Consider the following 21,453-nt stretch of genomic DNA (forward strand, 5'->3'; position numbering starts at 1 on the left):
TATCGATCGGGGCTGAGGGGGACGGGTGGCGCGGCGGGCTCAGGACCGGCCGGCGGGATCGCCGGTGGGCCCCTCGGAGCGGGCGCCGACGGCACCCTCCGCGAGCGTGAGGACGAGTGCGCCGCCGGCCGGTGCGTCGCCGGGCGCCCGGACGACGTGCCCGGCCGCGTTCTGGACGATCGCATAGCCGCGGTCGAGGGTGTGCTGGGGGGAGAGGGCGCGCAGGTGGCCGTGCAGGCGCTCGACCTCGAGGTGCGCGCGCTCGAGGCGGCGGTCCACCAGCTCGGCGCCGCGCGCCACCCAGCGGGTCAGCTCCTCGGAGTGCCGGTCGACCAGGACGTGCGGCTGGGCGAGCACCGGCCGCGAGCGCAGCTGCGAGAGCCGGTCGATCTCGTGCGAGACGAGCCCGCTCACGCGGCCGGTCATCCGCAGCCGGGCCTGCTGCACGCGCAGCAGCTCGTCGGAGACGTCGGGCACGACCCTCTTCGCGGCGTCGGTGGGAGTGGAGGCGCGCAGGTCGGCGACGTCGTCGAGCAGCGGGCGGTCGGCCTCGTGGCCGATCGCGCTGACGACCGGAGTGGAGCAGGCGGCGACGGCGCGCACGAGCGCCTCGTCGCTGAAGCCGAGCAGGTTCTGGAAGTCACCGCCTCCGCGGGCGATCACGATCACGTCGATGCTGTCGTCGGCCTCGAGGGTCCGCAGGGCCGAGAGCACCTCCGGGACCGTCCGGTCGCCCTGCACGGCCGAGTGGACCACCCGGAAGCGCACAGCCGGCCAGCGCAGCTGCGCGTTCCGCAGCACGTCCTTCTCGGCGTCCGAGTCCTTGCCGGTGATGAGGCCCACGCCGTGCGGGAGGAACGGCAGCGGCTTCTTGCGGGAGGCGTCGAACAGCCCCTCCGACGCCAGCTGCCGGCGGAGCCGCTCGAGCTTCTCGAGCAGATCGCCCAGGCCGACGTGGCGCATCTCGAAGACCTGCATCGAGAGCGTGCCGCCCTTGACCCAGTAGTTGGGCTTCACCAGCGCAATGACCCGATCGCCCTGCTTGAGGTCGGCCGGGAGGCGGCTCCGCACCGACGACCAGACGGTGAAGCCGACCGTCGCGTCTCCGGACAGGTCCTTCAGCTTCCCGTAGACGTTGCCGCCGGACGCGCCCCACTGGGTGATCTCGCCCTCGACCCACGCGGTCCCGAGGCGCTCGATCCAGCCCTTGATCTTGCTGGCGAGCAGGCCGACCGGCCAGGGTGCGTCGGCGGTGGGTGGGGCGTCGGTCATCGCTGCCTCTGCTCGGAGGGACGGGGGGAGCGGGAGTGCCCTCCCGCGACGACAACGGTACGGGACGGGTCCGACACCGGGACGGCCCGGGCACAGGATGCACCACGTAGAATCAGGGGGTGAGCCAAGTCCCGATCAGCCTGCCCATGCCGCGCATGCCCCGCGCCACAGGGCGTCTGCGCGACGTCCCCGTCGAGGGCCGCAAGCGCGTCCTCCTCGCCGCGCCCCGCGGCTACTGCGCCGGAGTCGACCGCGCGGTCGTCGCCGTCGAGAAGGCCATCGAGCACTACGGTGCCCCGGTCTACGTGCGCAAGCAGATCGTGCACAACGTGCACGTCGTCTCCACGCTCGAGAGCCAGGGCGCCATCTTCGTCGACGAGGTCGACGAGGTGCCCGAGGGATCGCACATCGTCTTCAGCGCGCACGGCGTCTCACCGGCCGTCGTCCAGGGCGCGGCCGACCGCAGTCTCCAGGCGATCGACGCGACCTGCCCCCTGGTGACGAAGGTGCACCGCGAGGCCGTCCGCTTCGCGCGCGACGACTTCGAGATCCTCCTCATCGGCCACGAGGGCCACGAAGAGGTCGAGGGCACCGCGGGCGAGGCTCCCGATCACGTCACCCTCGTCGGCAGCCCCGACGACGTGCCGAACATCGTCGTGAAGGACCCGGACAAGGTCGTCTGGCTCTCGCAGACGACGCTCTCGGTCGACGAGACGATGGAGACGGTGCGCCGTCTCCGCGAGCGCTTCCCCAACCTGCAGGACCCGCCGAGCGACGACATCTGCTACGCCACGCAGAACCGCCAGGTCGCGATCAAGAAGGTCGCCGCGGGCGCCGAGCTGGTCATCGTCGTCGGCTCCGCGAACTCCTCCAACTCCGTGCGCCTCGTCGAGGTCGCCCTCGAGTACGGCGCGAAGGCCGCCTACCGGGTCGACTACGCGAGCGAGATCAAGCAGGAGTGGCTCGAGGGCATCCGCACCGTCGGCGTCACCAGCGGCGCCTCGGTGCCCGAGGTGCTCGTCCAGGAGGTCCTCGACGACCTCGCCGCCGCCGGGTACGGCGATGTCGAGGAGGTCAAGACGGCGGAGGAGGACCTGATGTTCTCGCTCCCCAAGGAGCTGCGCAAGGACGTCGCCGGCAAGCGCGACGCCCGCGGCGTCGGTGGACGCATCAGCGCGGGAGCGGGCGCCTAGAGCGTTCCGGCCCGGACACGGAAGAGGCCGCCCTCCCTCGGGAGCGGCGGCCTCTTCCGTGTGCGGTGGAACGGGGATCGACGCTAGACGTCGGTGCCGGCGCCGCCCTGCGAGCCCGACATGCGCGTGACGTACTCCGCGAACGTCGGGTCGCCCAGGATGGCGATCGCCGCGACGATCAGGGAGAGCAGCACGGTCGCCGCGATCCCGAGGATCGGGACGAGCACGGCGCGCTTGCCGGCGCGGAGCCGCCGGATCGAGATCCACACCGCGAAGGCGACGATCAGCGACTGCGCGAGCGCCACCACGACGCCGAGGATCCGTGCGAGCTCCGGCGACGCGTAGGTGCCGATGCCCTGGGAGCGGTAGAGCTCCTGGAGGGTCGTCGCGAAGCTCGAGGGATCGAGCAGCGTCGGCACGGCGAAGAACACGCCGAGCGCGAGCAGCACGATCGTGAGCAGGCGGTCGACGGGATGCGCGACGGGCTTCGCGGCCGGAGCGGTCGCGGGCCTCGGATCGGTCTCCGACCCCCTCGGGTCGGGGACGACCACGGCGTCCTCCGGCGGCTGCCACGACCAGCCGGGCGGCGCGTACTCGCCGTACTGCGGCTCCGGACGCCTGTCGCCCGGCTGATCGTGTGCGTTCGTCACGGAGCGGTGCCCTACTTCCCGGAGTTCCCGGCCGAGCCGAGCTGACGGGTCGCCTCGGCGACGCGCGCGGCCATCGCGGTCTCGGCGATCTTGCCCCACGAGCGCGGGTCGTAGACCTTCTTGTTGCCGACCTCGCCGTCGACCTTGAGGAAGCCGTCGTAGTTCTTCAGCACGGTGTCCGCGACGGAGCGGCTGAAGGCGTACTGCGTGTCGGTGTCGATGTTCATCTTGACGACGCCGTTGCGGACCGCCTCGGCGATCTCCTCGTCGGTCGAGCCCGAGCCGCCGTGGAAGACGAGATCGAGGGGGAGCGCGCCGGTGCCGTACTTCGCCTGCAGGCCGTCCTGGATCTCGCGGAGCAGCTCCGGGCGCAGGCGGACGTTGCCCGGCTTGTAGACGCCGTGGACGTTGCCGAAGGTCAGGGCGGCCATGTAGCGGCCCTGCTCGCCGAAGCCGAGGGCCTCGACGGTCGCGATCGCGTCGTCGAGCGTGGTGTAGAGGTGCTCGTTGATGTCGTGCGAGACGCCGTCCTCCTCGCCGCCGACGACGCCGATCTCGACCTCGAGGATGGCGTTGATGTTCTTGACGCGCGGGAGGATCTCCTTCGCGATGGCGAGGTTCTCGTCGAGCGGGATCGCGGAGCCGTCCCACATGTGCGACTGGAACAGCGGCTCGCGACCGGCCTTGACCTCCTCCTCGGAGGCGGCGATCAGCGGGTAGACGAAGCCCTCGAGCGCGTTCTGCGGGCAGTGGTCGGTGTGGAGCGCGACCGTGACCGGGTAGTTCTTGGCGACCTCGGTCGCGAACCTCGCGAAGGCGATCGCGCCTGCCGCGCGGTTCTTCACGGTGTGGCCGGCGAAGTAGTCCGCGCCTCCGGTGGTGACCTGGATGATGCCGTCCGAGCCCGCCTCGGTGAGGCCCTGGAGGACCGCGTTGATCGTCTGCGACGACGAGACGTTGAACGCCGGGTAGGCGAAGCCGCCCGCCTTCGCCTTGTCGAGCATCTCTGCGTACTGGTCCGGGGTAGCGACGGGCATGGCATCTCCTTTGACGGATGAACGAAGGGGGGTCGGGCGAGGCCCGCGTCGCGGACGAGTCTAGCGAGGCGCCCCTCCGCGGTCCCTCCGCCCGTGGAGGGCCCTGGACTAGGCTTCGGGCAGGGATGGGGATCCGCTCCGCGGGTCCTGCGACGACGTGCACGAACTCGACGACGAAGGACTCCGCTCTGTGATCGACAGCGACTCGCTCTACCTCCACCCCGACCGCAACCTCGGCATGGAGCTCGTCCGCGCCACCGAGGCCGCCGCGATCCGCGCCGTGCCCTTCATCGGCAAGGGCGACAAGAACGCCGCCGACGGCGCAGCGGTCGACGCCATGCGCACCTTCCTCGGGACCGTGAACTTCGACGGAGTCGTCGTGATCGGCGAGGGCGAGAAGGACAACGCGCCCATGCTCTTCAACGGCGAGCACGTCGGCAACGGCTCGGGGCCCGCCGCCGACATCGCCGTCGACCCGATCGACGGCACCTCGCTGACCGCGGCCGGGCGCCAGAACGCGCTCTCGATGATCGCCGTCGCCGACCGCGGCGCGATGTTCGACCCCTCCGCCGTGTTCTACATGGAGAAGATCGTCACCGGGCCCGAGGGCGTCGGGATCATCGACATCCAGCGCCCGATCGGCGAGAACATCCGCGCCCTGGCCCGCGCCAAGCGCAAGCCCGTCGAGGAGATGCGCATCGCGGTGCTCGACCGCCCGCGCCACGCTCAGCTGATCGAGGACATCCGTGCGGCCGGAGCCGGCACGCGCCTCCTGCTCGACGGCGACGTCGCGGGCGGCATCAACGCCGCTCGCCACGACTCCCGACTCGACATGTGCGTCGGCACCGGAGGCACGCCCGAGGGCATCATCACCGCCTGCGCCATCCGCGCGCTCGGGGGAGTGATCCAGGGCATCCTCCGCCCGAAGGACGACGACGAGCGCCAGCGCGCCATCGACGCCGGGCACGACCTCGATCGCGTCCTCCACGCCAACGACCTCGTCCGCAGCGACAACACCTACTTCGTCGCGACCGGAGTGACGAACGGCGGGCTCGTGAAGGGCGTGCGCAAGGAGGGCCACGTCATCACGACGGAGTCCATCGTGCTGCGCTCCCGCTCGGGCACCATCCGCCGCGTGACCGCCCAGCACCTCGCGGAGAAGTGGGTCTAGGCCGTCACCGTCTGTCCGAGACGCCGCCCCGCCGCTGAGGCGCCGCCCCGCTGACGGCGCCTCGGCGAGAGCGGTGGCGTCTCGGCGTGTGATGCGCGATAGAACGTCGGCCTCGATCATCACCAGGTGAGCGGGCGGAGCCGCGGCGGGTCTCGATGCGCGTCGCGGGCGCTCCTCCGGCGAGCCGCGGAGGCGGAGTGCCGTCGTGAGCTGCGGTCGTCCGGGTGTCGAGCCGGATGGACGGCGCCGCTCGCGCCCGGCCTGCACGCCCGGTGCTCGCTCAGCGAGAACCCGGGACCCTACGCGGTCCGCTCGGACTCGTCGTCCGCGGCGAGCAGCTCGACGGCGGTGAGGCGGCGCGGCGAGGAGGCGACTCCTCCGACCGGGGCGATGACGCGCGACTCGTCGAGGGAGTCGAACTGGCGCGCGGTGACCAGCACGCGGCTCTCGAGCGAGCCGGCGAAGGCGTTGTAGGAGTCGACCGTCTTCTCGAGCGAGCGGCGCAGGCCCTCGGCGTGGTCGGCGAGGGTGCCGAGACGGGCGTAGAGCGTCTTGCCGAGGTCGAGCAGGCGCTTGGCGTCGTCGGTGAGCACGTCCTGCTGCCAGGTGTAGGCGACGGTCTTCAGCACCGACCACAGGGTCACGGGCGAGGCGAGGGCGACGCGCTTGCGGAACGCGTACTCGAGCAGGCTCGGGTCGGCGTCGAGCGCGCTCGCGAGCAGCGGCTCGCTCGGCACGAACGCGATGACGAACTCGGGGCTCGCCGGGAGACCGGTCCAGTAGGAGCGGGCGGCCAGCGCGTCCACATGGCCGCGGAGGGCGCGGACGTGCGCGCGCAGGAGCCCCGCGCGCCGCGCCTCCTCCTCTCCGCCGGCGCCCGCGGGGATCGCGCTCGCCTCCAGGTACGCGTCGAACGGCACCTTGGCGTCCACCGCGATCGCCTTGCCGCCGGGCAGGCGGACCACCATGTCGGCGCGGCCGCGGCCCGCCTCGCCCTCGAGCCCGAACTGCACGTCGAAGTCGACCCGCTGGGTGAGCCCGGCGGCCTCGACGACGTTCCGCAGCTGCGTCTCGCCCCAGGCGCCGCGGCTCGTGGTGGAGCGGAGCGCGGACGCGAGGGTCTCGGTCGTCGAGCGCAGCTGCTCGCCCGCCGCCCGCTGTCCCTCGAGCTGCTCGGTGATCGCCCCGAACTGGGCGGCGCGCTCGCGCTCGAGCCGGCCGACCGCCTCCTGCATGCCGCGCAGGCTCTCGGCGACGGGGGAGAGGGTCTGCAGGATGCGCGCGTCGTGCCGCTCGCGCTCGGCGACGACGCGCAGCTGCTCCTGGAGCTCGCGGATCTGGTCGCGGGCGGAGCCGAGGTGCTCGCGGTGCTGCTCGACGACGGCCTCGTGCCGCTCCTCCAGGCCCTCAGCGCGGGCGCGGGCCGTCGCGAGGTCGAGGGCGAGGGCGGCGTCGGGCGTGCGGGAGCGGGCGAGGAGGACGGCCACGACTCCCGCGAGGAGCGCACCGACCACCAGGCCGAGGACGAAGGAGAGATCCATGCCGCCGATGACACCACGCACCTCCGACATCGAGCGATCGACGCGCCACGCCCACCGAACGAGGGCCAGGACGCCCTGCGACCGCCTCGTAGACTTCGCGATCATGGGGAATCACCACCGCTCATCGCGCCTGCTCACGGCCGCGCTCGCTCTCGCCGTCGGGCTCGGCACCGCCCTCGTCCCGATCACCTCCGCCTCCGCCGCCGAGGACGCGCCGTCGACCGTCTCGGTCGAGACCGGCGCTCTCGACGCGTCCCTCGACCGCGCCGACCTCGGCGTCCCGGACCAGTCGACGCAGTACAGCGCCGAGGAGACGAAGAGCTTCCGCGCCGGCTTCATCGTCAGCGACGCCCAGTTCTTCGACGGGGACGCGCTGAGCACCGGTCAGGTGCAGTCGCTCCTGAACGAGAAGGGCAGCCCGTGCTCCACCGCAGGCACCGCCCCCTGCCTCAAGAACTTCTCGCAGGCGACGCCGTCCAAGGCGGCGGACGCGATGTGCAGCGCCTACCAGGGCTCCGGCAGCGAGTCGTCGGCCTCGATCTTCACGCGCGTCGGCCTGGCCTGCGGCATCAACCCGCTCGCCCTGGTCGTGCTCGTGCAGAAGGAGCGGAGCCTCGTCACCGACGCGACGCCCAGCCCCGAGGACTACGCCAAGGCGACCGGCTACAACTGCCCGGACACCGCGGCGTGCGACCCCGGCTCGGCGGGCTTCTTCACGCAGGTCTACAGCGCGGCCCGCCAGTTCAAGCGCTACGCCAACCCGCCCGGCTCCGGCTCGAACTTCACCACCTACGCTCCGGGCACGACGCCGAACGTCGCCTACTACCCGAGCACCGCGTGCGGCTCCTCGCCGGTCACCATCCGCAACCAGGCCACGGCCGACCTCTACTACTACACGCCGTACCAGCCCAACGACTACGCGCTCACCGGCTCCGGCAACGCGGCCTGCGCGACCTACGGCAACATCAACTTCTGGTACCTCTTCAGCGACTGGAACCCGAACGGCACCCTGGCCAACGCCGGGATCGCCCCCGCGGGACGCGTCGACGCCCCGCGCATCTCGGGCAGCACCCTGAGCGTGTCCGGCTGGGCCGTCGATCCGACGACGCAGCAGGCCGCGCTGACCACGACGGTCACGGTGACCGGCCCCGACGGCACCCGCACGGTCCGCACGCAGACCGCGAACGGCGACCGCGGTGACATCCCGGGCGAGTACTCCGTCGCCGGCCGCGCCCACGGCTTCGGCGCCACCACGCCCGTCTCGGCACCCGGCACCTACCAGGTCTGCGTCTCCGCCGACTCCGTCGACTGGAACCGCTGGGTCGGCACGGGCGACTCCCGGGGCCCCGGCCGGAAGGATCTCGGCTGCTCGTCCGTGAGCACGTCGGCCGGGATCGACGTCTCGCGCCTGGCCGGCACGGACCGCCAGGGCACCGCCGTCGCGATCTCGAAGGCCGTCTTCCGCACGAACGTCCCGGTCGTCTACATCGCGACCGGCGCCAACTTCCCCGACGCCCTGAGCGCCGCCCCTGCCGCGGCCAAGCAGGGCGGTCCGCTGCTCCTGGTCGACCGGGACTCGATGTCGCAGCCCGTTCGCGACGAGCTCAGCCGGCTCAAGCCGGCGAGGATCGTCGTGGTCGGCTCCGCACTGAGCGTCGGCGACGGCCTGCTGAACCAGCTGAGGTCCTACTCGCCGACGGTGGACCGCATCGGAGGGAAGGACCGCTACGACACGTCCAGGCTCATCATCCAGAGCGCGTTCTCGGGCGGCTCGACGCGGGCCTGGCTCGCCACGGGCGAGAAGTTCCCCGACGCGCTCGGCGCGAGCGCCGCGGCCGGCTCCGTCGACGCGCCCGTCGTCCTCGTGAACGGCACCGGCAGCACGGCCGACGCCGTGACGAAGGGCATCCTCTCGAAGCTCAAGGTGCAGAACCTCACCATCGCGGGCAGCCCCCTGTCGGTGAGCGAGGGGATCAAGAACTCGCTTCCGGTGCCGACGATCACCCGCATCGGCGGAGTCGACCGCTACGACACCTCGGAGCAGCTGAACCGGGCAGCCTTCTCGAGGGCCAAGACCGTGTTCCTGGCGACGGGCGAGAATTTCCCCGACGCCCTCGCCGGAGCCACGGCGGCGGGCTACTCGAACAGCCCGCTGTTCGCCGTGCCGACGAACTGCGTGCCCCGCGCCGTCCTGACCGACATCGCGAAGTCGGGAGCTCAGCGGGTCGTCCTCCTCGGCGGTCCCACCACCCTCTCGGAGGACGTCGCGCGGCTCACCCCCTGCGGCTGATCGCCCGCGACCCCGCCACTAGCGTGGAGGGATGACCCCGACCGCACCGTCCCCGACCGGCCTCCGACGCCGGCGGGGCGGTGCGGTCGTCGTCGTCGCGGCGCTGGTGGCACTCCTGCTGGGAGACTCCGTCGACGGCACGCGCCTCGCAGCGGTGCCGTCCGAGCCGCAGACCGTCCGGCTGTGGACCTTCCTCCAGCCGGGCCCCGTCGCGGCCGACTTCGACCCGGGCGACCTGATCTCCGACGAGGTCTTCTTCGCCGGCGACGCGCTCGGACCGCTCACGGTGCAGGCGTTCCTCGACGCCCGCGTCCCCGACTGCGCGGGCGGGCCGGTGCCGTGCCTGCGCGACTACGCCGAGGACACCGCGGCGATCACGGCCGACGAGCAGTGCGATGCGCGGCCCGCCGGACGCGACGTCCCGGCAGCGGAGATCATCACCTCGGTCGCCGGCGCGTGCGGCGTGAATCCGGCCGTCCTCCTGGTGCTGCTGCAGAAGGAGCAGTCGCTCGTGACCGATCCGGAGCCGAGCGAGCGGCAGTTCCGCAGCGCCACGGGCTACGGCTGCCCGGACACCGCCGACTGCGACACGGACTCCTACGGCTTCGCGGCGCAGGTGTACGGAGCGGCGTGGCAGTTCCAGCGCTACCGGAATCCGGACTCGAGCTTCGACTGGTACCCGGTCGGCGCGGCCAGCGACGTCCGCTACTCCCCGGACGAGTCCTGCGGCACCGCCCCGGTGACGATCGCCAACGCGGCCACGGCGGGTCTCTACTACTACACGCCGTACCAGCCGAATGCGGCGGCGCTCGCGAACCTCTACGGCGAGGGCGACGACTGCTCGGCCTACGGGAACCGGAACTTCTGGCGCATCTTCAGCACCTGGTTCGGCGACCCCCGCGGCTGAGCCGATCGTCTCGAGCCGGCTCGGCATGACGGACGTCAGGCGGCGACGGGGGCCTTCGGGCGCAGGCGCTTCACGGAGACGCCGGCCAGCTCGCCGAGCTCGGCCATGCTCGCGGCGCCGTGCCGCCGGGCCGCGTGCACGACGATCGCGGCGCACGCCTCGGCGTCGGCCGACGCGTCGTGGTGGCGGAAGTCCTCGAAGCCCGCGGCCATGGCGACGACGGGGAGGCGGTAGGAGTCGAGCTCGTACGTCTTGCGGGCGAGCTGCAGCGAGCAGAGGTAGTCGTACTCGGGGTGCTCGAGGGAGGTCGCCGCGCAGGCTGCGCGGATGACGCCCATGTCGAAGCCGGCGTTGTGCGCGACGAACACGTCCTCGCCGGCGAAGGCCGCCAGGTCGGCGAACTGGTCGACCCAGGAGGCGGCGGCGTGCACGTCGTGCTTGCGGATGCCGTGGATCCGCGTGTTCCACTCGAGGAAGTCGTCGTACCCCAACGGCGGGTGGATGAGCCAGCCGGCGCGGTCGACGACGCGGCCGTCGCGGACCTTGACGAGCCCGACGGAGCAGGCGGAGGCCCCGTGCGAGTTGGCGGTCTCGAAGTCGATGGCGGTGAAGTCGATGGGCACGCTCCAGCCTCTCACGCACCTCCGACGCCGCCGGGAGCGTCGCGCGCGCGTCGCCACGAGCGGGCGGGAGCACCCGCCGGCCGCGGGCGGGCGCCTCCCGTTCCTCCGCGCCCCGCCCGCCCGGCCCTTCCGCCGCCACGCCGTAGGATGGATGCCCGTGGCTCTCACTATCGCAATCGTCGGTCTCCCCAACGTCGGCAAGTCGACGCTCTTCAACGCACTGACCAAGAACACGGTGCTCGCGGCGAACTACCCGTTCGCGACGATCGAGCCGAACGTGGGTGTGGTGAACCTGCCCGACTCCCGCCTCGAGGTGCTCGCCGGGATCTTCGGCTCCGAGCGCATCCTCCCGGCGCCCGTCTCCTTCGTCGACATCGCCGGCATCGTGCGCGGCGCGTCCGAGGGCGAGGGCCTGGGCAACAAGTTCCTCGCGAACATCCGCGAGGCCGACGCCATCGCGCAGGTCATCCGCGGCTTCGAGGACTCCGACGTCGTCCACGTCGACGGCAAGGTCGACGCCGCCAGCGACATGGAGACGATCAACACCGAGCTGGTCCTCGCCGATCTCCAGACCCTCGAGAAGGCCGAGGCCCGCTACGAGAAGGAGCTCAAGGGCAGGAAGATCGAGCCGATCGTGGTCGAGACCGCGAAGAAGGCGCGCGAGTTCCTCGACCAGGGCAAGCCGCTGTCGGCCTCCTCGATCGACCTGGAGCCGATCCGCGAGCTGGGCCTGCTGACCGCCAAGCCGTTCATCTACGTCTTCAACGTCGACGAGGCCGTGCTGACCGACGACGCCCGGAAGGCCGAGCTCGCGGCCCTCGTCGCGCCGGCGAAGGCGATCTTCCTTGACGCGAAGATCGAGTCCGAGCTGATCGACCTCGACGAGGCCGACGCCGCCGAGATGCTCGAGTCGACCGGCCAGACGGAGTCGGGCCTCAACCAGCTCGCGACCATCGGCTTCGACACCCTGGGCCTCCAGACGTACCTCACGGCCGGCCCGAAGGAGACGCGCGCCTGGACCATCGGGAAGGGCTGGACCGCGCCCCAGGCCGCCGGTGTCATCCACACCGACTTCCAGAAGGGCTTCATCAAGGCCGAGATCATCTCGTTCGACGACCTCGTCGAGACCGGCTCGATCGCCGAGGCCCGCGCGAAGGGCAAGGCCCGCATCGAGGGCAAGGACTACGTGATGCAGGACGGCGACGTCGTGGAGTTCCGCTTCAACGTGTAGGACGGCCGCGCTCGGCTCGAGGCGCCCGGTTCGCTCGGAACCCCGGATCCGCGAGCCGGGCCCTTCTGCACGGAGGTGCGGGATCGCCGACCCCGGGAGTCCGACACGAGGCCGGTCACGTCCGCGGACGTCCGCTCCGCCCGTCAGTTCAGCACGTCCCCGATCAGCCAGCTCGACAGCCCGACGAGGGTGCAGACGCCGACGACCACCCAGGCGACGGTCCGGCGGACCGAGCGGGAGACCGCCTCCGAGCTGCGGGGAGTGGGACGCAGCGGCGCCGTGTACGAGGGCGGGACGGTGTAGGTCCGGGCCGGCGGGAGGAGTCGGGGGAGAGTGACCGGACGGCCGTCGACCCACTCGGCGGGCAGCTCCGCGGCCTTCGCGGCCTGCAGCGTGAGCTCGACCTTGAGTGGGGATCCGCGGAGGGAAGCGTAGGCGGCGGCGGTGAGGCCGAGGCTCGCGAGGTGGCGGAGGGTCGGGGTGAAATCCGCCGAGAGGGTCGGGGAGAGCTCGCCCACCCGCTCGCCGTCGAGACGGAGCTCGACGAGGTCGCCGGCCGGGTGCAGGGTCACCAGCAGCATGCCGCGGCCGCTCAACGGAACGACCGTCGAGAGGCGGGCGAAGTGCTCGTCCTCGCGCAGGACCGGCAGGCCCCGCGACCAGGGGAGGATCGAGTGGCGCTCGACGGGCGGCTCGTTGAGCGGCACGAGCAGCTCGGGGGCGACCAGGGCGACGCGGAGGACGGCCCGCAGGCCCTCCTCGCCGCGCTCGACCCGGAGGCGCGCGGTCGTGACCGGGACGGCTCCGCTCGCCACGACCCGGTCGAGAGCGGCCCGGTGGGCGGAGGCGTTCGGCAGGTAGCCGAGGACGCGGCCGCCGACCCGGACCGAGACGGCGTCGAGGCCGGTGGGGTGGTCGGGCTCGGGGATCAGGTCGACCTCGAGGGTCCGCTCGTCGATCTCGCCCTGCTCGAGCGTGCGGCCGATCAGATCGGCGATCTCCTCGATCCGCTCGGCCTCGGCGAGGGCGTCGACGCTCGGGGCGCCGTCGGCGTTCGGGAGGCGGTAGACGACGCGCTCCGTGACGGGGGTGACGGGTGCGTCCCGCACCACAGCGGCACTGTCCTGCGCGGAGCGGCGCGCCCCGGTGAACCGCCTGCCGTCCCACCAGCGCATCTCGGCCGCATCGGCCTCGTCGCGGTACCAGCCCGCCGGCGCACCCTCGTCCATCGACCCCCCGTTCCTCCGGCGAACGAGTCTACGAGGAGGGCGGGAGCGTCAGAGACCCGGGTCCGTGGCGGCGGGATCCTCGGGGGCGAGCGCGGCCGCGGGCTCTCCCGAAGCGGGGCCGCTCCACGCACCGGACTCGTGCGCTCGAGGGCCGGCGATCCACTCCAGAGCCTCGCGGACGAGCATCCGGACGTGACGCGCGTGGCCGATGGTGACGGGGGCGGGATCCTCGAGAACCTCGAGCAGGCGGTGTAGCACGGCACGGCTCTGCAGTCGTGTCATGGGCCTCACGGTAGGGGCCCGGTCGCTCGGACGGTAGTGCCGATCCGCGACAGCGCACCCGTCTAGGCTCGCCACATGACTCGTCTCGACGGTGCCGTCGTCCTCGTCCTCGGAGCCTCGGGCGGCCTCGGCCGCCTCCTGGCCGATTCGCTGGAGGCGCGCGGTGCCGTCGCGGTGCGCTCGGGGCGCGACTCCGCGGCGCTCGGCGAGGCACCCCTGGTCGCCGACCTGCGCGGGGAGGACGAGCCCCGGCGCGTGGTCGCCGAGGTGCTCGAGCGGCACGGGCGCCTCGACGGCGTCGTCGTGGCCGCGGGCGTCGTGGCCTTCGGGCCGTCCGCCGAGCTCGATCCGGCCGTTCTGGAGGAGCTCGTCGAGGTGAACGCGCTGGCGCCGATCCGGGTGCTGACCGCCGCGCTGCCGTCGCTCGTCGCGTCGGCGGGCGAGGGGCGCGAGCCGTTCGCGCTGACCATCAGCGGCGTGGTGGCGGAGGCTCCGACCGCGGGCCTCGCCGCGTACTCCGCCTCGAAGGCGGCACTGCACTCCTTCGTGAAGGCCTCGGCCCGCGAGTACAAGCGGGCGGGCGTCCTCCTGCTCGACGCGCGCCCCGGCCACACCGAGACCGAGCTGTCCCGGCACCCTCTCGCGGGAGACGCGCCCCGCTTCGGCGCGGGTCTGGCGCCGCAGGACGTGGTCGACCGGCTGCTCGACGCGGTCGAGGGCGGCGAGACCGACCTGCCTCCTGCGGCGTTCACCGGCTGACGCCGTCCCGAGACGAGGCGGAGCCGGTCGATCCTCGCGGGAATGCACCGGATCGAGCACTGCAGCCTCGGTCGCGTACAGCCGTCGTGGTCAGCCTGCGCGTCCGGCGGCCGGGTCCGCGATCGGCGCGGCAGCCTGTCCGACCGTCCTCCCCGCAGACGCGGGGATACCCGCCGTTCACCGGAGCGTCGCACGGGCGCACTAGCGTCCCTCCGTGCCCGACACCGCCGATGACGCCCTCCGTCCCACTCCCGAGCTGCTCCGCACGCTCACGCCCGCCGACGCGCGGGACCTCGTCGTGCTGGACGAGGACGACGACGATCCGGTGCTCCTGCGCCGCGACGGCACGCAGGTCGACACCTGGCGCGAGGGCTACCCCTACGACGAGCGGATGTCGCGCGAGGAGTACGAGGCGGGCAAGCGCCTCCTCCAGATCGAGCTGCTGAAGCTGCAGAACTGGATCAAGAAGCACGGGCGCCGACTCGTGGTCGTGTTCGAGGGGCGCGACGCCGCGGGCAAGGGCGGCACCATCAAGCGCTTCACCGAGCACCTCAACCCGCGCGGAGCCCGCGTGGTCGCGCTCGAGAAGCCGACCGAGCGCGAGGCCGGTCAGTGGTACTTCCAGCGCTACGTCTCGCACCTGCCGGCCGCTGGCGAGATCGTCCTCTTCGACCGCTCCTGGTACAACCGGGCCGGCGTGGAGCGCGTGATGGGCTTCTGCACGCCGGCGCAGTACGACGAGTTCATCCGCCAGACGCCGCTGTTCGAGCGGATGCTCGTCGGCGACGGCATCGACCTGGTGAAGCTGTGGTTCTCGGTCTCGGCGGAGGAGCAGCGCACCCGGTTCACGATCCGCATGATCGACCCCGTGCGCCAGTGGAAGCTCTCGCCGATGGACCTCGCCTCGCTCGACAAGTGGGGCGACTACACCGCGGCCAAGGAGGCGATGATGGCGGCGACCGACACCGCCGACGCTCCCTGGACCATCGTGAAGAGCAACGACAAGAAGCGCGCCCGGCTCGAGGCCATGCGCTACGTCCTGAGCCTCTACGACTACGACGGACGCGACGAGGAGGTCGTGGGCCCGCTGGGTCCGGACCCGCTGATCGTCGGATCGGCCGCGGACGTGTACGAGCGCGGCGAGCACGCCGCGACGAGCTGACCGGGGGGACGGACATGGGGGAGTCGGGGATCGGCGCGGAGCTGCCGGGGGTGCACCTGCGCTGGCTGGCGCTCGACGAGCAGACGCTGGACGCCGAGCGGCTGCTGCCGCTGCTGAGCGACGAGGAGCGCGAGCGCTACGCCGGCACGGTCGCCGCGTCGGCGGCCGAGCGCTTCGTCTTCGGGCGGGTGCTCCTGCGGATGCTCGCGGCCGAGCTCACGGGGACGCGCGCGTCGGAGGTCCGGGTCGTCGCGTGCTGCCCGCGCTGCGGGGGCGCGCACGGCCGGCCGCGGCTGGAGGGACGCGGGATCGCGCTCGAGCTGCTGTCGGTGAGCATCGCGCACTGCGCGGGCGCCGTCGTGGTCGCGGCGAGCAGCGCCGGTGCGGTCGGCGTCGATGTGGAGCCGACGCTGGGCACGCCCGAGCGCGGGGAGCGGATCACGCGCATCGCCGGGGCGCCCTTCGCCACGGGCGGGATGCGCCCCGCCGACCCCGTCCTGCACTGGACCCGGATCGAGGCCGCACTGAAGGCGGACGGTCGCGGGCTCGAGCTCGACCCGCGCCGGGTGCACGTGCACGAGTCGCACCACGCGGCGGAGGCGCGGATCGACGGCGTCCGCTTCCGGCTGGCCGAGCCGCAGCTGGACCCCGCGCTGCGGGTCAGCGTCGCCCTCGGGCCGATGGGGGACGCGGGCGCCGGGCCCATCATCGGCTGGCGGCGCGAGCACGGCGACGCGCTCGCGGACTCGCTGGTGTCAGCGCCGGGACGGTAGCGGCGGCAGCTCCTCGTCGAGGAGCCAGGCGTCGAGCAGATCGTCCACGCCCTCGCCGAGGACCTCGGTGCAGAGCTCGCGGAACTCCTCGTCGGTGACGGCGGCGGAGGCGTAGCGGGACGTCCACTCCCGCAGCAGCCGGAGGAAGGGCCCGTCGCCGACGGTGAGCCGCAGCGCGTGCAGGGTGAGCGCGCCGCGCTTGTAGACGCGGTCGTCGAAGAGCGCGACCGGCCCCGGATCGGCGAGCACGAGATCCTGCGCCGCAGCCCGCAGCACCGCGTGGTGGCGGCGGGCGCAGGCGTCGGCGGTGGCGCGGCCCGACTCCTCCGACCACAGCCACTCCGCGTAGCAGGCGAACCCCTCGTTGAGCCAGATGTGGCGCCACCGGGCGATGCCCACGCTGTTGCCGAACCACTGGTGCGCGAGCTCGTGCGCGATGAGGCGCTCCGAGCCGCCGCGGCCGTCGGCGTGGTTGGCGCCGAACACCGCCATCGCCTGCGCCTCGAGCGGGATCTCCAGCTCGTCCGCCGTGACGACGACGCAGTAGCGGGCGAAGGGGTAGGGCCCGAACAGCCGCGTGAACAGGGCGAGCATGCGCTCGAGCGGAGCGAAGTCGTGCGCGACCCGAGCGGCCAGGGCGGCGGGGCGGGCGAGGGTCACCGCGACGCCGGCGAGCACGCGCTCCTCGATCGCGTAGCGGCCGATCTGCACCGAGGCGAGGTACGCGGCGCTGGGCTCGCGCTGCTCGTAGAGCCAGGTGCGGCGGCCGGAGCGGGCGCTCGAGTCGATGAGCACCCCGTTCGCGAGCACGGCGTAGCCCTCCTCGGCGGTGACGCGCAGGCGGTAGGGAGCCTTCTCGGCGACGTCGTCGTTGCAGGGGAACCAGGTGGAGGAGCCGGAGGGCTGCGAGGCGACGAGCACCCCGTCCTCCAGCTCCTCCCAGCCGAGCTCGCCCCAGTGGCTGGCGCGGGGGGCGGGGTGGCCGCTGTACTCGATCTCGACGTCGACGCTCTCGCCGGCGGCCAGCGGCTCGGCGGGGGACACCCGCAGCTTGTGCGGCGCCTGCTCGTGGCGGGCGCGGCGTCCGTCGATCCGGACGCGGGCCACGCGGAGCCGGGAGAGGTCGAGGGAGAACCGCCGGAGCGGCTGCAGCGCGACGATCCGCAGCACGGCCCGGCCGGCCAGGCGGTTCGAGGCGACGCGGTAGTCGAGGTCGAGGTCGTAGGACTCGACGCGGTAGCCGGTGTTCCCGATGCCGGGGACGTAGGGGTCGCCGGCGGTCTCGAGCCCGGTCAGCGCGGGGCTCACGCGACGGGCGCGTGGTAGTCGGCGACGCGCACCTCGCGCCACGGGCCGATCGGGTTGCCGCTCCAGCGGCTGCCCGCGGGCACGAGCTCCCCCCGCATGACGAGCGAGGCCGGGCCGACCGTGCCGTGCTCGGCGATCCGCGCGGCGGGGAGGATCACGCTGTGCGGGCCCAGGGTGGCGCCGGCGTCGAGGCTCACGAGATCCATGCTCATGATTCGATCATGGAACAGGTGCGTCTGCACGACGCAGCCCCGGTTCACGGTCGCTCCGTCGCCGAGCGAGATCAGATCGGCCTCGGGGAGCCAGTAGCTCTCGCACCAGACGCCGCGTCCGATCCGGGCGCCGAGGCTCCGCAGCCACCAGACCAGCGCCGGAGTGCCCGCGGCGGCGTGGGCGAACCAGGGCGCGGCGACCATCTCGGTGAAGGCGTCGGCCAGCTCGCTCCGCCAGACGAACGAGGACCACAGCGGCTGCTCGCTCGGCTCGACCCGCTGGATCAGGATCCACTTCGCGGCGGTGGAGACGGCCGCGGCGACCGCTCCGGCGGCCAGCAGCACGACGCCTCCCACGAGCGCGGCGAGCACCGCCCCGAGCGTCTGGATCAGCGCGAGCAGTCCGGCTACCACGCCGAGGCCGATCGCGACCGAGACGACCACCGGGACGAAGCGGCCGAGCTCCCACGCGATGCGGGCCGCGCGGAGTCGGCGGGCCGGGCGGAAGGTGCGCGCCGACTCCGCCTCGACGACGGTGCGCCGCAGCCGCACGGGCGGTGAGCCCAGCCACGACGAGCCCGCCTTCGACTTGCGGGGCGCGGAGGAGAGGACGGCGACGAGTCCGCCGGCGGGCACGGTGTGGCCGGGCGCGGCCATGCCGGAGTTGCCGAGGAACGCGCGCTCGCCGATCTCGGCGCGGGCGAGCCGCATCCAGCCGCCGCCGAGCGCGTAGGAGGCGACGAGCGTGTCGTCGGCGAGGAACGCGCCGTCGCGGATGGTCGTCATCGCGGGCAGGAGCAGCACCGTCGAGGCCTCGACGTCGCGTCCGACCTTCGCGCCGAGGAGCCGCAGCCAGACCGGGGTGAACAGGCCCGAGTAGAGCGGGAAGAGCAGGACCCGAGCGGAGTCGAGCAGCCGCTCCGTCGACCAGACCTGCCAGCCGATCCGACCGCGCACAGGGTGGGTGCCCGGCTCGACGCCCCGGCCGAGCAGGCGCACCAGGACGACGACGAGAGCGGCGAGGACGACTCCGGAGACGGCGACGGCGGGCACGAGGGCGGCGAGAGCGGGCCCGAGCGCGGCGCCGAGGCCGGCCGAGCCGCGCACGGCGGCGGCCACGACGGCGAGCCCGGCCGCGAGGGCGAGGACCGGGACCGCCGCGAGGCCGACCGCGGACGCTCCGTACGCCCAGACCCAGCCCGGGCGGCGCGCCGGGCGCTCCGAGGGGAACCCGGCGTTCGCCCTGCCGAGCCGCTGGGCGGGGGATCCTCCCCAGCGCTGCCCGGCCGGCACCCGCCCGAAGACGGCCGATCCCGGCTCGATCTGCGCGTGCTTGCCGATCCGGGCGCCGGGGAGGAGCGTGCTGCGCGCGCCCACCGTGCTGCCGGCGCCGACCCGGACGGCACCGACGCGCAGGACGTCGCCGTCGATCCAGTAGCCGGAGAGGTCGACCTCGGGCTCGATCGCGGCGCCGCGCCCGAGCGTGAGCATCCCGGTCAGCGGAGGGAGGGAGTGCAGGTCGACGTCGTCGGCGATGCGGGCGCCGAGCGCGCGGGCGTAATAGGCGACCCAGGGCGCGCCCGCGAGGCTCACGGCCTTGAGCTGGAACGCGATCTGCTCGGCCAGCCAGAGCCGGAGGTGCACGCTCCCGCCGCGCGGGTGGTCTCCGGCTCGGATCCCGCGCAGCAGGGTGCGCGCGGCGAGGACGGTGAGCCCCATCCGCCCGAACGGCGTGAGGAAGAGCGCGAACGCGGGGATCAGCGCGGCGAGCGGAGCGGTGGGCAGCCAGCCGAACCCCGGCACCAGGTCGAGCACCGCGGTGACGGTGAGGATCGCAGTGACCCAGCGGGCGCTGCCGAGCACGAGCAGCGGTGCGCCGAGGAGGGTCTGCAGCACGCGCATCCTGAGGGGGACCGGCGCGATGCGGTGAGCGGACACCTCCGCAGTGCCGGTCGAGCGGCTCTGGATCTCGGCGGCCATCGCCGCGAGACGCGGGTGGGCGTAGACGTCGGCGACCGTGAACTCGGGGTCGCGCTCGCGGATCCGCGCGACCAGCTGGGCGGCGGCGAGGGAGCCGCCGCCGAGGTCGAAGAAGTTCGCCCGCTCGTCGACCGGCACGCCGAGCACGTCGCGCCAGAGGGCGGCGAGCCACGCCTCCTCGGGGTCGAGGGAGGCGTCCTCGGTCGTGCCCACGGCGAGCGGCCAGGGGAGTGCGGCGCGGTCGACCTTGCCGGAGACGCGGGTCGGCAGCTCCTCGACCACGGCCAGCAGCGGCACGAGGGATGCGGGCAGCGCCTCACGCAGGCGGGCGAGCGCCGCGTCGCGGTCGAGCTCCCGGCCGCCGGCGAGGGCCAGGTAGCCGACGAGGACCTGGTTGCCGGCCGCCGTGGTGCGGACCGCGGCCGCCGCCCCCGAGACTCCGGGGAGCGCCTGCAGCGCCGCCTCGACCTCGCCGAGCTCGATCCGCCGACCGCCGAGCTTCACCTGGTCGTCCGCGCGCCCCTGGAAGATCAGGCCGGCGCTCTCGAAGCGCACCAGGTCGCCGGAGCGGTAGGCCCGCTCCCAGCCCAGGAGCGGTGCCGGCGCGTACTTCTCGGCGTCCTTGACCGGGTCGAGGTAGCGCGCGAGCCCGACCCCGCCGATGACCAGCTCGCCGACCTCGCCCTCGCCGACCCGCTGCCCGTCCGCGTCCACGACGGCGAGCCGCCAGCCGTCCAGCGGCAGCCCGATGCGCACCGGGGGAGGCCCGCCGAGGGGCGCGGCGCAGGCGACGACGGTGGCCTCGGTCGGCCCGTAGGTGTTCCAGACCTCGCGGCCCTCGACGGCCAGGCGCTCGCCGAGCTCCGGCGGGCACGCCTCGCCGCCGAAGATCAGCAGGCGGACGTTCTCGAGCGACTCCGCGGGCCAGAGCGCCGCGAGGCTCGGCACGGTCGAGACCACGGTGATGCCGTGCGTGGTCAGCCATGGGCCGAGGTCCATGCCGCTGCGGACCAGCGAGCGGGGAGCGGGGACGAGGCAGGCGCCGTGCCGCCAGGCGAGCCACATCTCCTCGCAGGACGCGTCGAACGCGACCGAGAGACCGGCCAGCACCCGGTCCCCGGGGCCGAGCGGCTCCGCCTGGAGGAACAGGCGCGCCTCGGCGTCGACGAAGGCGGCGGCGGAGCGGTGGCTGACGGCCACTCCCTTGGGGGTTCCGGTGGAGCCGGAGGTGAAGATGATCCAGGCGTCGTCCTCGAGCGAGGGCGGCTGCAGCAGCGGGATCGACGCCGTGCTCGGGTGCGGCGCGCTCGCGGTGAACAGGCGGGCGGCCGGCTCGTCGGCGCCGGTGCGCTCGAAGCGGCCGGAGCCGGTGATCACGCCGCGGACGGCGGCCTCGCCGAAGACGAGGCGCGCCCGCTCCTCGGGGTCGTCCGCGTCCACCGGGACGTACGCGGCTCCCGCGGCGAGGACGGCCAGGATCGCGAGGTAGAGCTCGCGGGAGCCGCTGGGCATGCGGATCCCGACGCGGTCGCCGCGTCGGACCCCTGCGGTGGTGAGCTCGCCCGCGAGCTGCACCGTGCGGGCCAGCAGCTCCCGGTAGCTGAGCGCTCCGGCCGGGTCCTCCAGCGCGGAGGCGTCCGGGTGGCGCTCCGCGGTGTCGCGGAGGACGTCGACCAGCGTGCGGGGAGGAGGGGTGGCCGCTCCGGCGTCGAGCACGTCCTGGGGGCCGGCCGTCTCGGTCACGTCTCGTCTCCGTCCCGGCCGCGCGATCGGGAGCGCGGCGGCCGGGGCGACACCGTAGGGAGGCGGGGTGACGCGGAGGTGAACAGGCGG

General features: G+C 73.4%; 17 protein-coding genes. 8 read left to right on the plus strand and 9 right to left on the minus strand.

What is annotated here, in order from left to right; translation table 11 throughout:
* Positions 1–39 precede the first annotated feature (39 nt).
* Entirely contained in the window at positions 40–1,272 is a 1,233-nt protein-coding gene (xseA, locus tag C5C82_RS02570; RefSeq protein ID WP_104224417.1) for an exodeoxyribonuclease VII large subunit, read from the minus strand.
* Positions 1,273–1,418: 146 nt separating this feature from the next.
* On the opposite strand from xseA, the gene C5C82_RS02575 reads away from it, so the two are divergent.
* Entirely contained in the window at positions 1,419–2,465 is a 1,047-nt protein-coding gene (locus C5C82_RS02575) for a 4-hydroxy-3-methylbut-2-enyl diphosphate reductase (RefSeq protein WP_104232760.1), read from the plus strand.
* 83 nt (positions 2,466–2,548) lie between these two features.
* Here the strand turns inward: C5C82_RS02575 and C5C82_RS02580 are convergent, their stop codons facing one another.
* On the minus strand, positions 2,549–3,115 hold the full coding sequence (locus C5C82_RS02580; protein ID WP_104224415.1) for a DUF6264 family protein: 567 nt from the start codon (positions 3,113–3,115) through the stop codon (positions 2,549–2,551).
* Positions 3,116–3,126: 11 nt separating this feature from the next.
* The gene (gene fbaA, locus C5C82_RS02585) at positions 3,127–4,152 is read right to left on the minus strand and encodes a class II fructose-bisphosphate aldolase (protein ID WP_104224414.1); all 1,026 of its coding nucleotides are present in this window, start codon (positions 4,150–4,152) and stop codon (positions 3,127–3,129) included.
* Positions 4,153–4,390: 238 nt separating this feature from the next.
* Between fbaA and glpX the strand changes: the two genes are divergently transcribed.
* Complete coding sequence (gene glpX, locus C5C82_RS02590) at positions 4,391–5,323, plus strand: class II fructose-bisphosphatase (protein ID WP_097165697.1); 933 nt, start codon at positions 4,391–4,393, stop codon at positions 5,321–5,323.
* A 299-nt stretch (positions 5,324–5,622) separates the two neighbouring features.
* On the opposite strand, the gene C5C82_RS02595 is transcribed toward glpX, so the two are convergent.
* Positions 5,623–6,864, minus strand: coding sequence for a DNA recombination protein RmuC (locus C5C82_RS02595; RefSeq protein WP_219812562.1), 1,242 nt, complete (start codon positions 6,862–6,864; stop codon positions 5,623–5,625).
* 103 nt (positions 6,865–6,967) lie between these two features.
* On the opposite strand from C5C82_RS02595, the gene C5C82_RS02600 reads away from it, so the two are divergent.
* Together C5C82_RS02600 and C5C82_RS02605 are read left to right on the plus strand one after the other, a co-directional pair.
* Entirely contained in the window at positions 6,968–9,154 is a 2,187-nt protein-coding gene (locus tag C5C82_RS02600) for a cell wall-binding repeat-containing protein (protein ID WP_104291550.1), read from the plus strand.
* Positions 9,155–9,185: 31 nt separating this feature from the next.
* On the plus strand, positions 9,186–10,061 hold the full coding sequence (locus C5C82_RS02605; protein WP_104294975.1) for a hemagglutinin: 876 nt from the start codon (positions 9,186–9,188) through the stop codon (positions 10,059–10,061).
* Positions 10,062–10,096: 35 nt separating this feature from the next.
* Here the strand turns inward: C5C82_RS02605 and C5C82_RS02610 are convergent, their stop codons facing one another.
* A complete protein-coding gene (locus C5C82_RS02610; protein WP_104354567.1) occupies positions 10,097–10,684 on the minus strand; it encodes an exonuclease domain-containing protein in 588 nt (195 codons plus the stop codon).
* 157 nt (positions 10,685–10,841) lie between these two features.
* Here C5C82_RS02610 and ychF point away from each other — a divergent pair, with 157 nt between their 5' ends.
* Positions 10,842–11,915, plus strand: a complete 1,074-nt coding sequence (gene ychF / locus C5C82_RS02615) for a redox-regulated ATPase YchF (protein ID WP_104222958.1) — start codon at positions 10,842–10,844, stop codon at positions 11,913–11,915.
* Positions 11,916–12,058: 143 nt separating this feature from the next.
* Here ychF and C5C82_RS02620 read toward each other — a convergent pair whose 3' ends face one another.
* Positions 12,059–13,144: a DUF2510 domain-containing protein gene (locus C5C82_RS02620; RefSeq protein WP_104294976.1), complete on the minus strand. Its 1,086-nt coding sequence runs from the start codon at positions 13,142–13,144 to the stop codon at positions 12,059–12,061.
* 48 nt (positions 13,145–13,192) lie between these two features.
* Entirely contained in the window at positions 13,193–13,426 is a 234-nt protein-coding gene (locus C5C82_RS02625; protein WP_104222960.1) for a hypothetical protein, read from the minus strand.
* Between the two features lie 75 nt (positions 13,427–13,501).
* Between C5C82_RS02625 and C5C82_RS02630 the strand changes: the two genes are divergently transcribed.
* The 3 genes from C5C82_RS02630 to C5C82_RS02640 all read left to right on the plus strand — a co-directional run bounded on the left by C5C82_RS02630 (position 13,502) and on the right by C5C82_RS02640 (position 16,120).
* The gene (locus C5C82_RS02630; RefSeq protein ID WP_104222961.1) at positions 13,502–14,185 is read left to right on the plus strand and encodes an SDR family oxidoreductase; all 684 of its coding nucleotides are present in this window, start codon (positions 13,502–13,504) and stop codon (positions 14,183–14,185) included.
* A 301-nt stretch (positions 14,186–14,486) separates the two neighbouring features.
* Positions 14,487–15,347, plus strand: coding sequence for a polyphosphate kinase 2 (ppk2, locus tag C5C82_RS02635; RefSeq protein ID WP_244230712.1), 861 nt, complete (start codon positions 14,487–14,489; stop codon positions 15,345–15,347).
* 14 nt (positions 15,348–15,361) lie between these two features.
* Positions 15,362–16,120, plus strand: a complete 759-nt coding sequence (locus C5C82_RS02640; protein WP_104222962.1) for a 4'-phosphopantetheinyl transferase superfamily protein — start codon at positions 15,362–15,364, stop codon at positions 16,118–16,120.
* Here C5C82_RS02640 and C5C82_RS02645 read toward each other — a convergent pair.
* Both C5C82_RS02645 and C5C82_RS02650 read right to left on the minus strand, forming a co-directional pair.
* On the minus strand, positions 16,103–17,428 hold the full coding sequence (locus C5C82_RS02645) for a M1 family metallopeptidase (protein WP_258062826.1): 1,326 nt from the start codon (positions 17,426–17,428) through the stop codon (positions 16,103–16,105). The genes C5C82_RS02640 and C5C82_RS02645 overlap by 18 nt on opposite strands.
* Positions 17,425–21,363, minus strand: a complete 3,939-nt coding sequence (locus tag C5C82_RS02650) for a Pls/PosA family non-ribosomal peptide synthetase (RefSeq protein ID WP_181134395.1) — start codon at positions 21,361–21,363, stop codon at positions 17,425–17,427. The genes C5C82_RS02645 and C5C82_RS02650 overlap by 4 nt, the downstream gene beginning before the upstream one ends.
* Positions 21,364–21,453 lie beyond the last annotated feature (90 nt).

Origin of the sequence: Rathayibacter sp. AY1D5 (assembly GCF_002932515.1) — a bacterium.
Lineage (GTDB): Bacteria > Actinomycetota > Actinomycetes > Actinomycetales > Microbacteriaceae > Rathayibacter.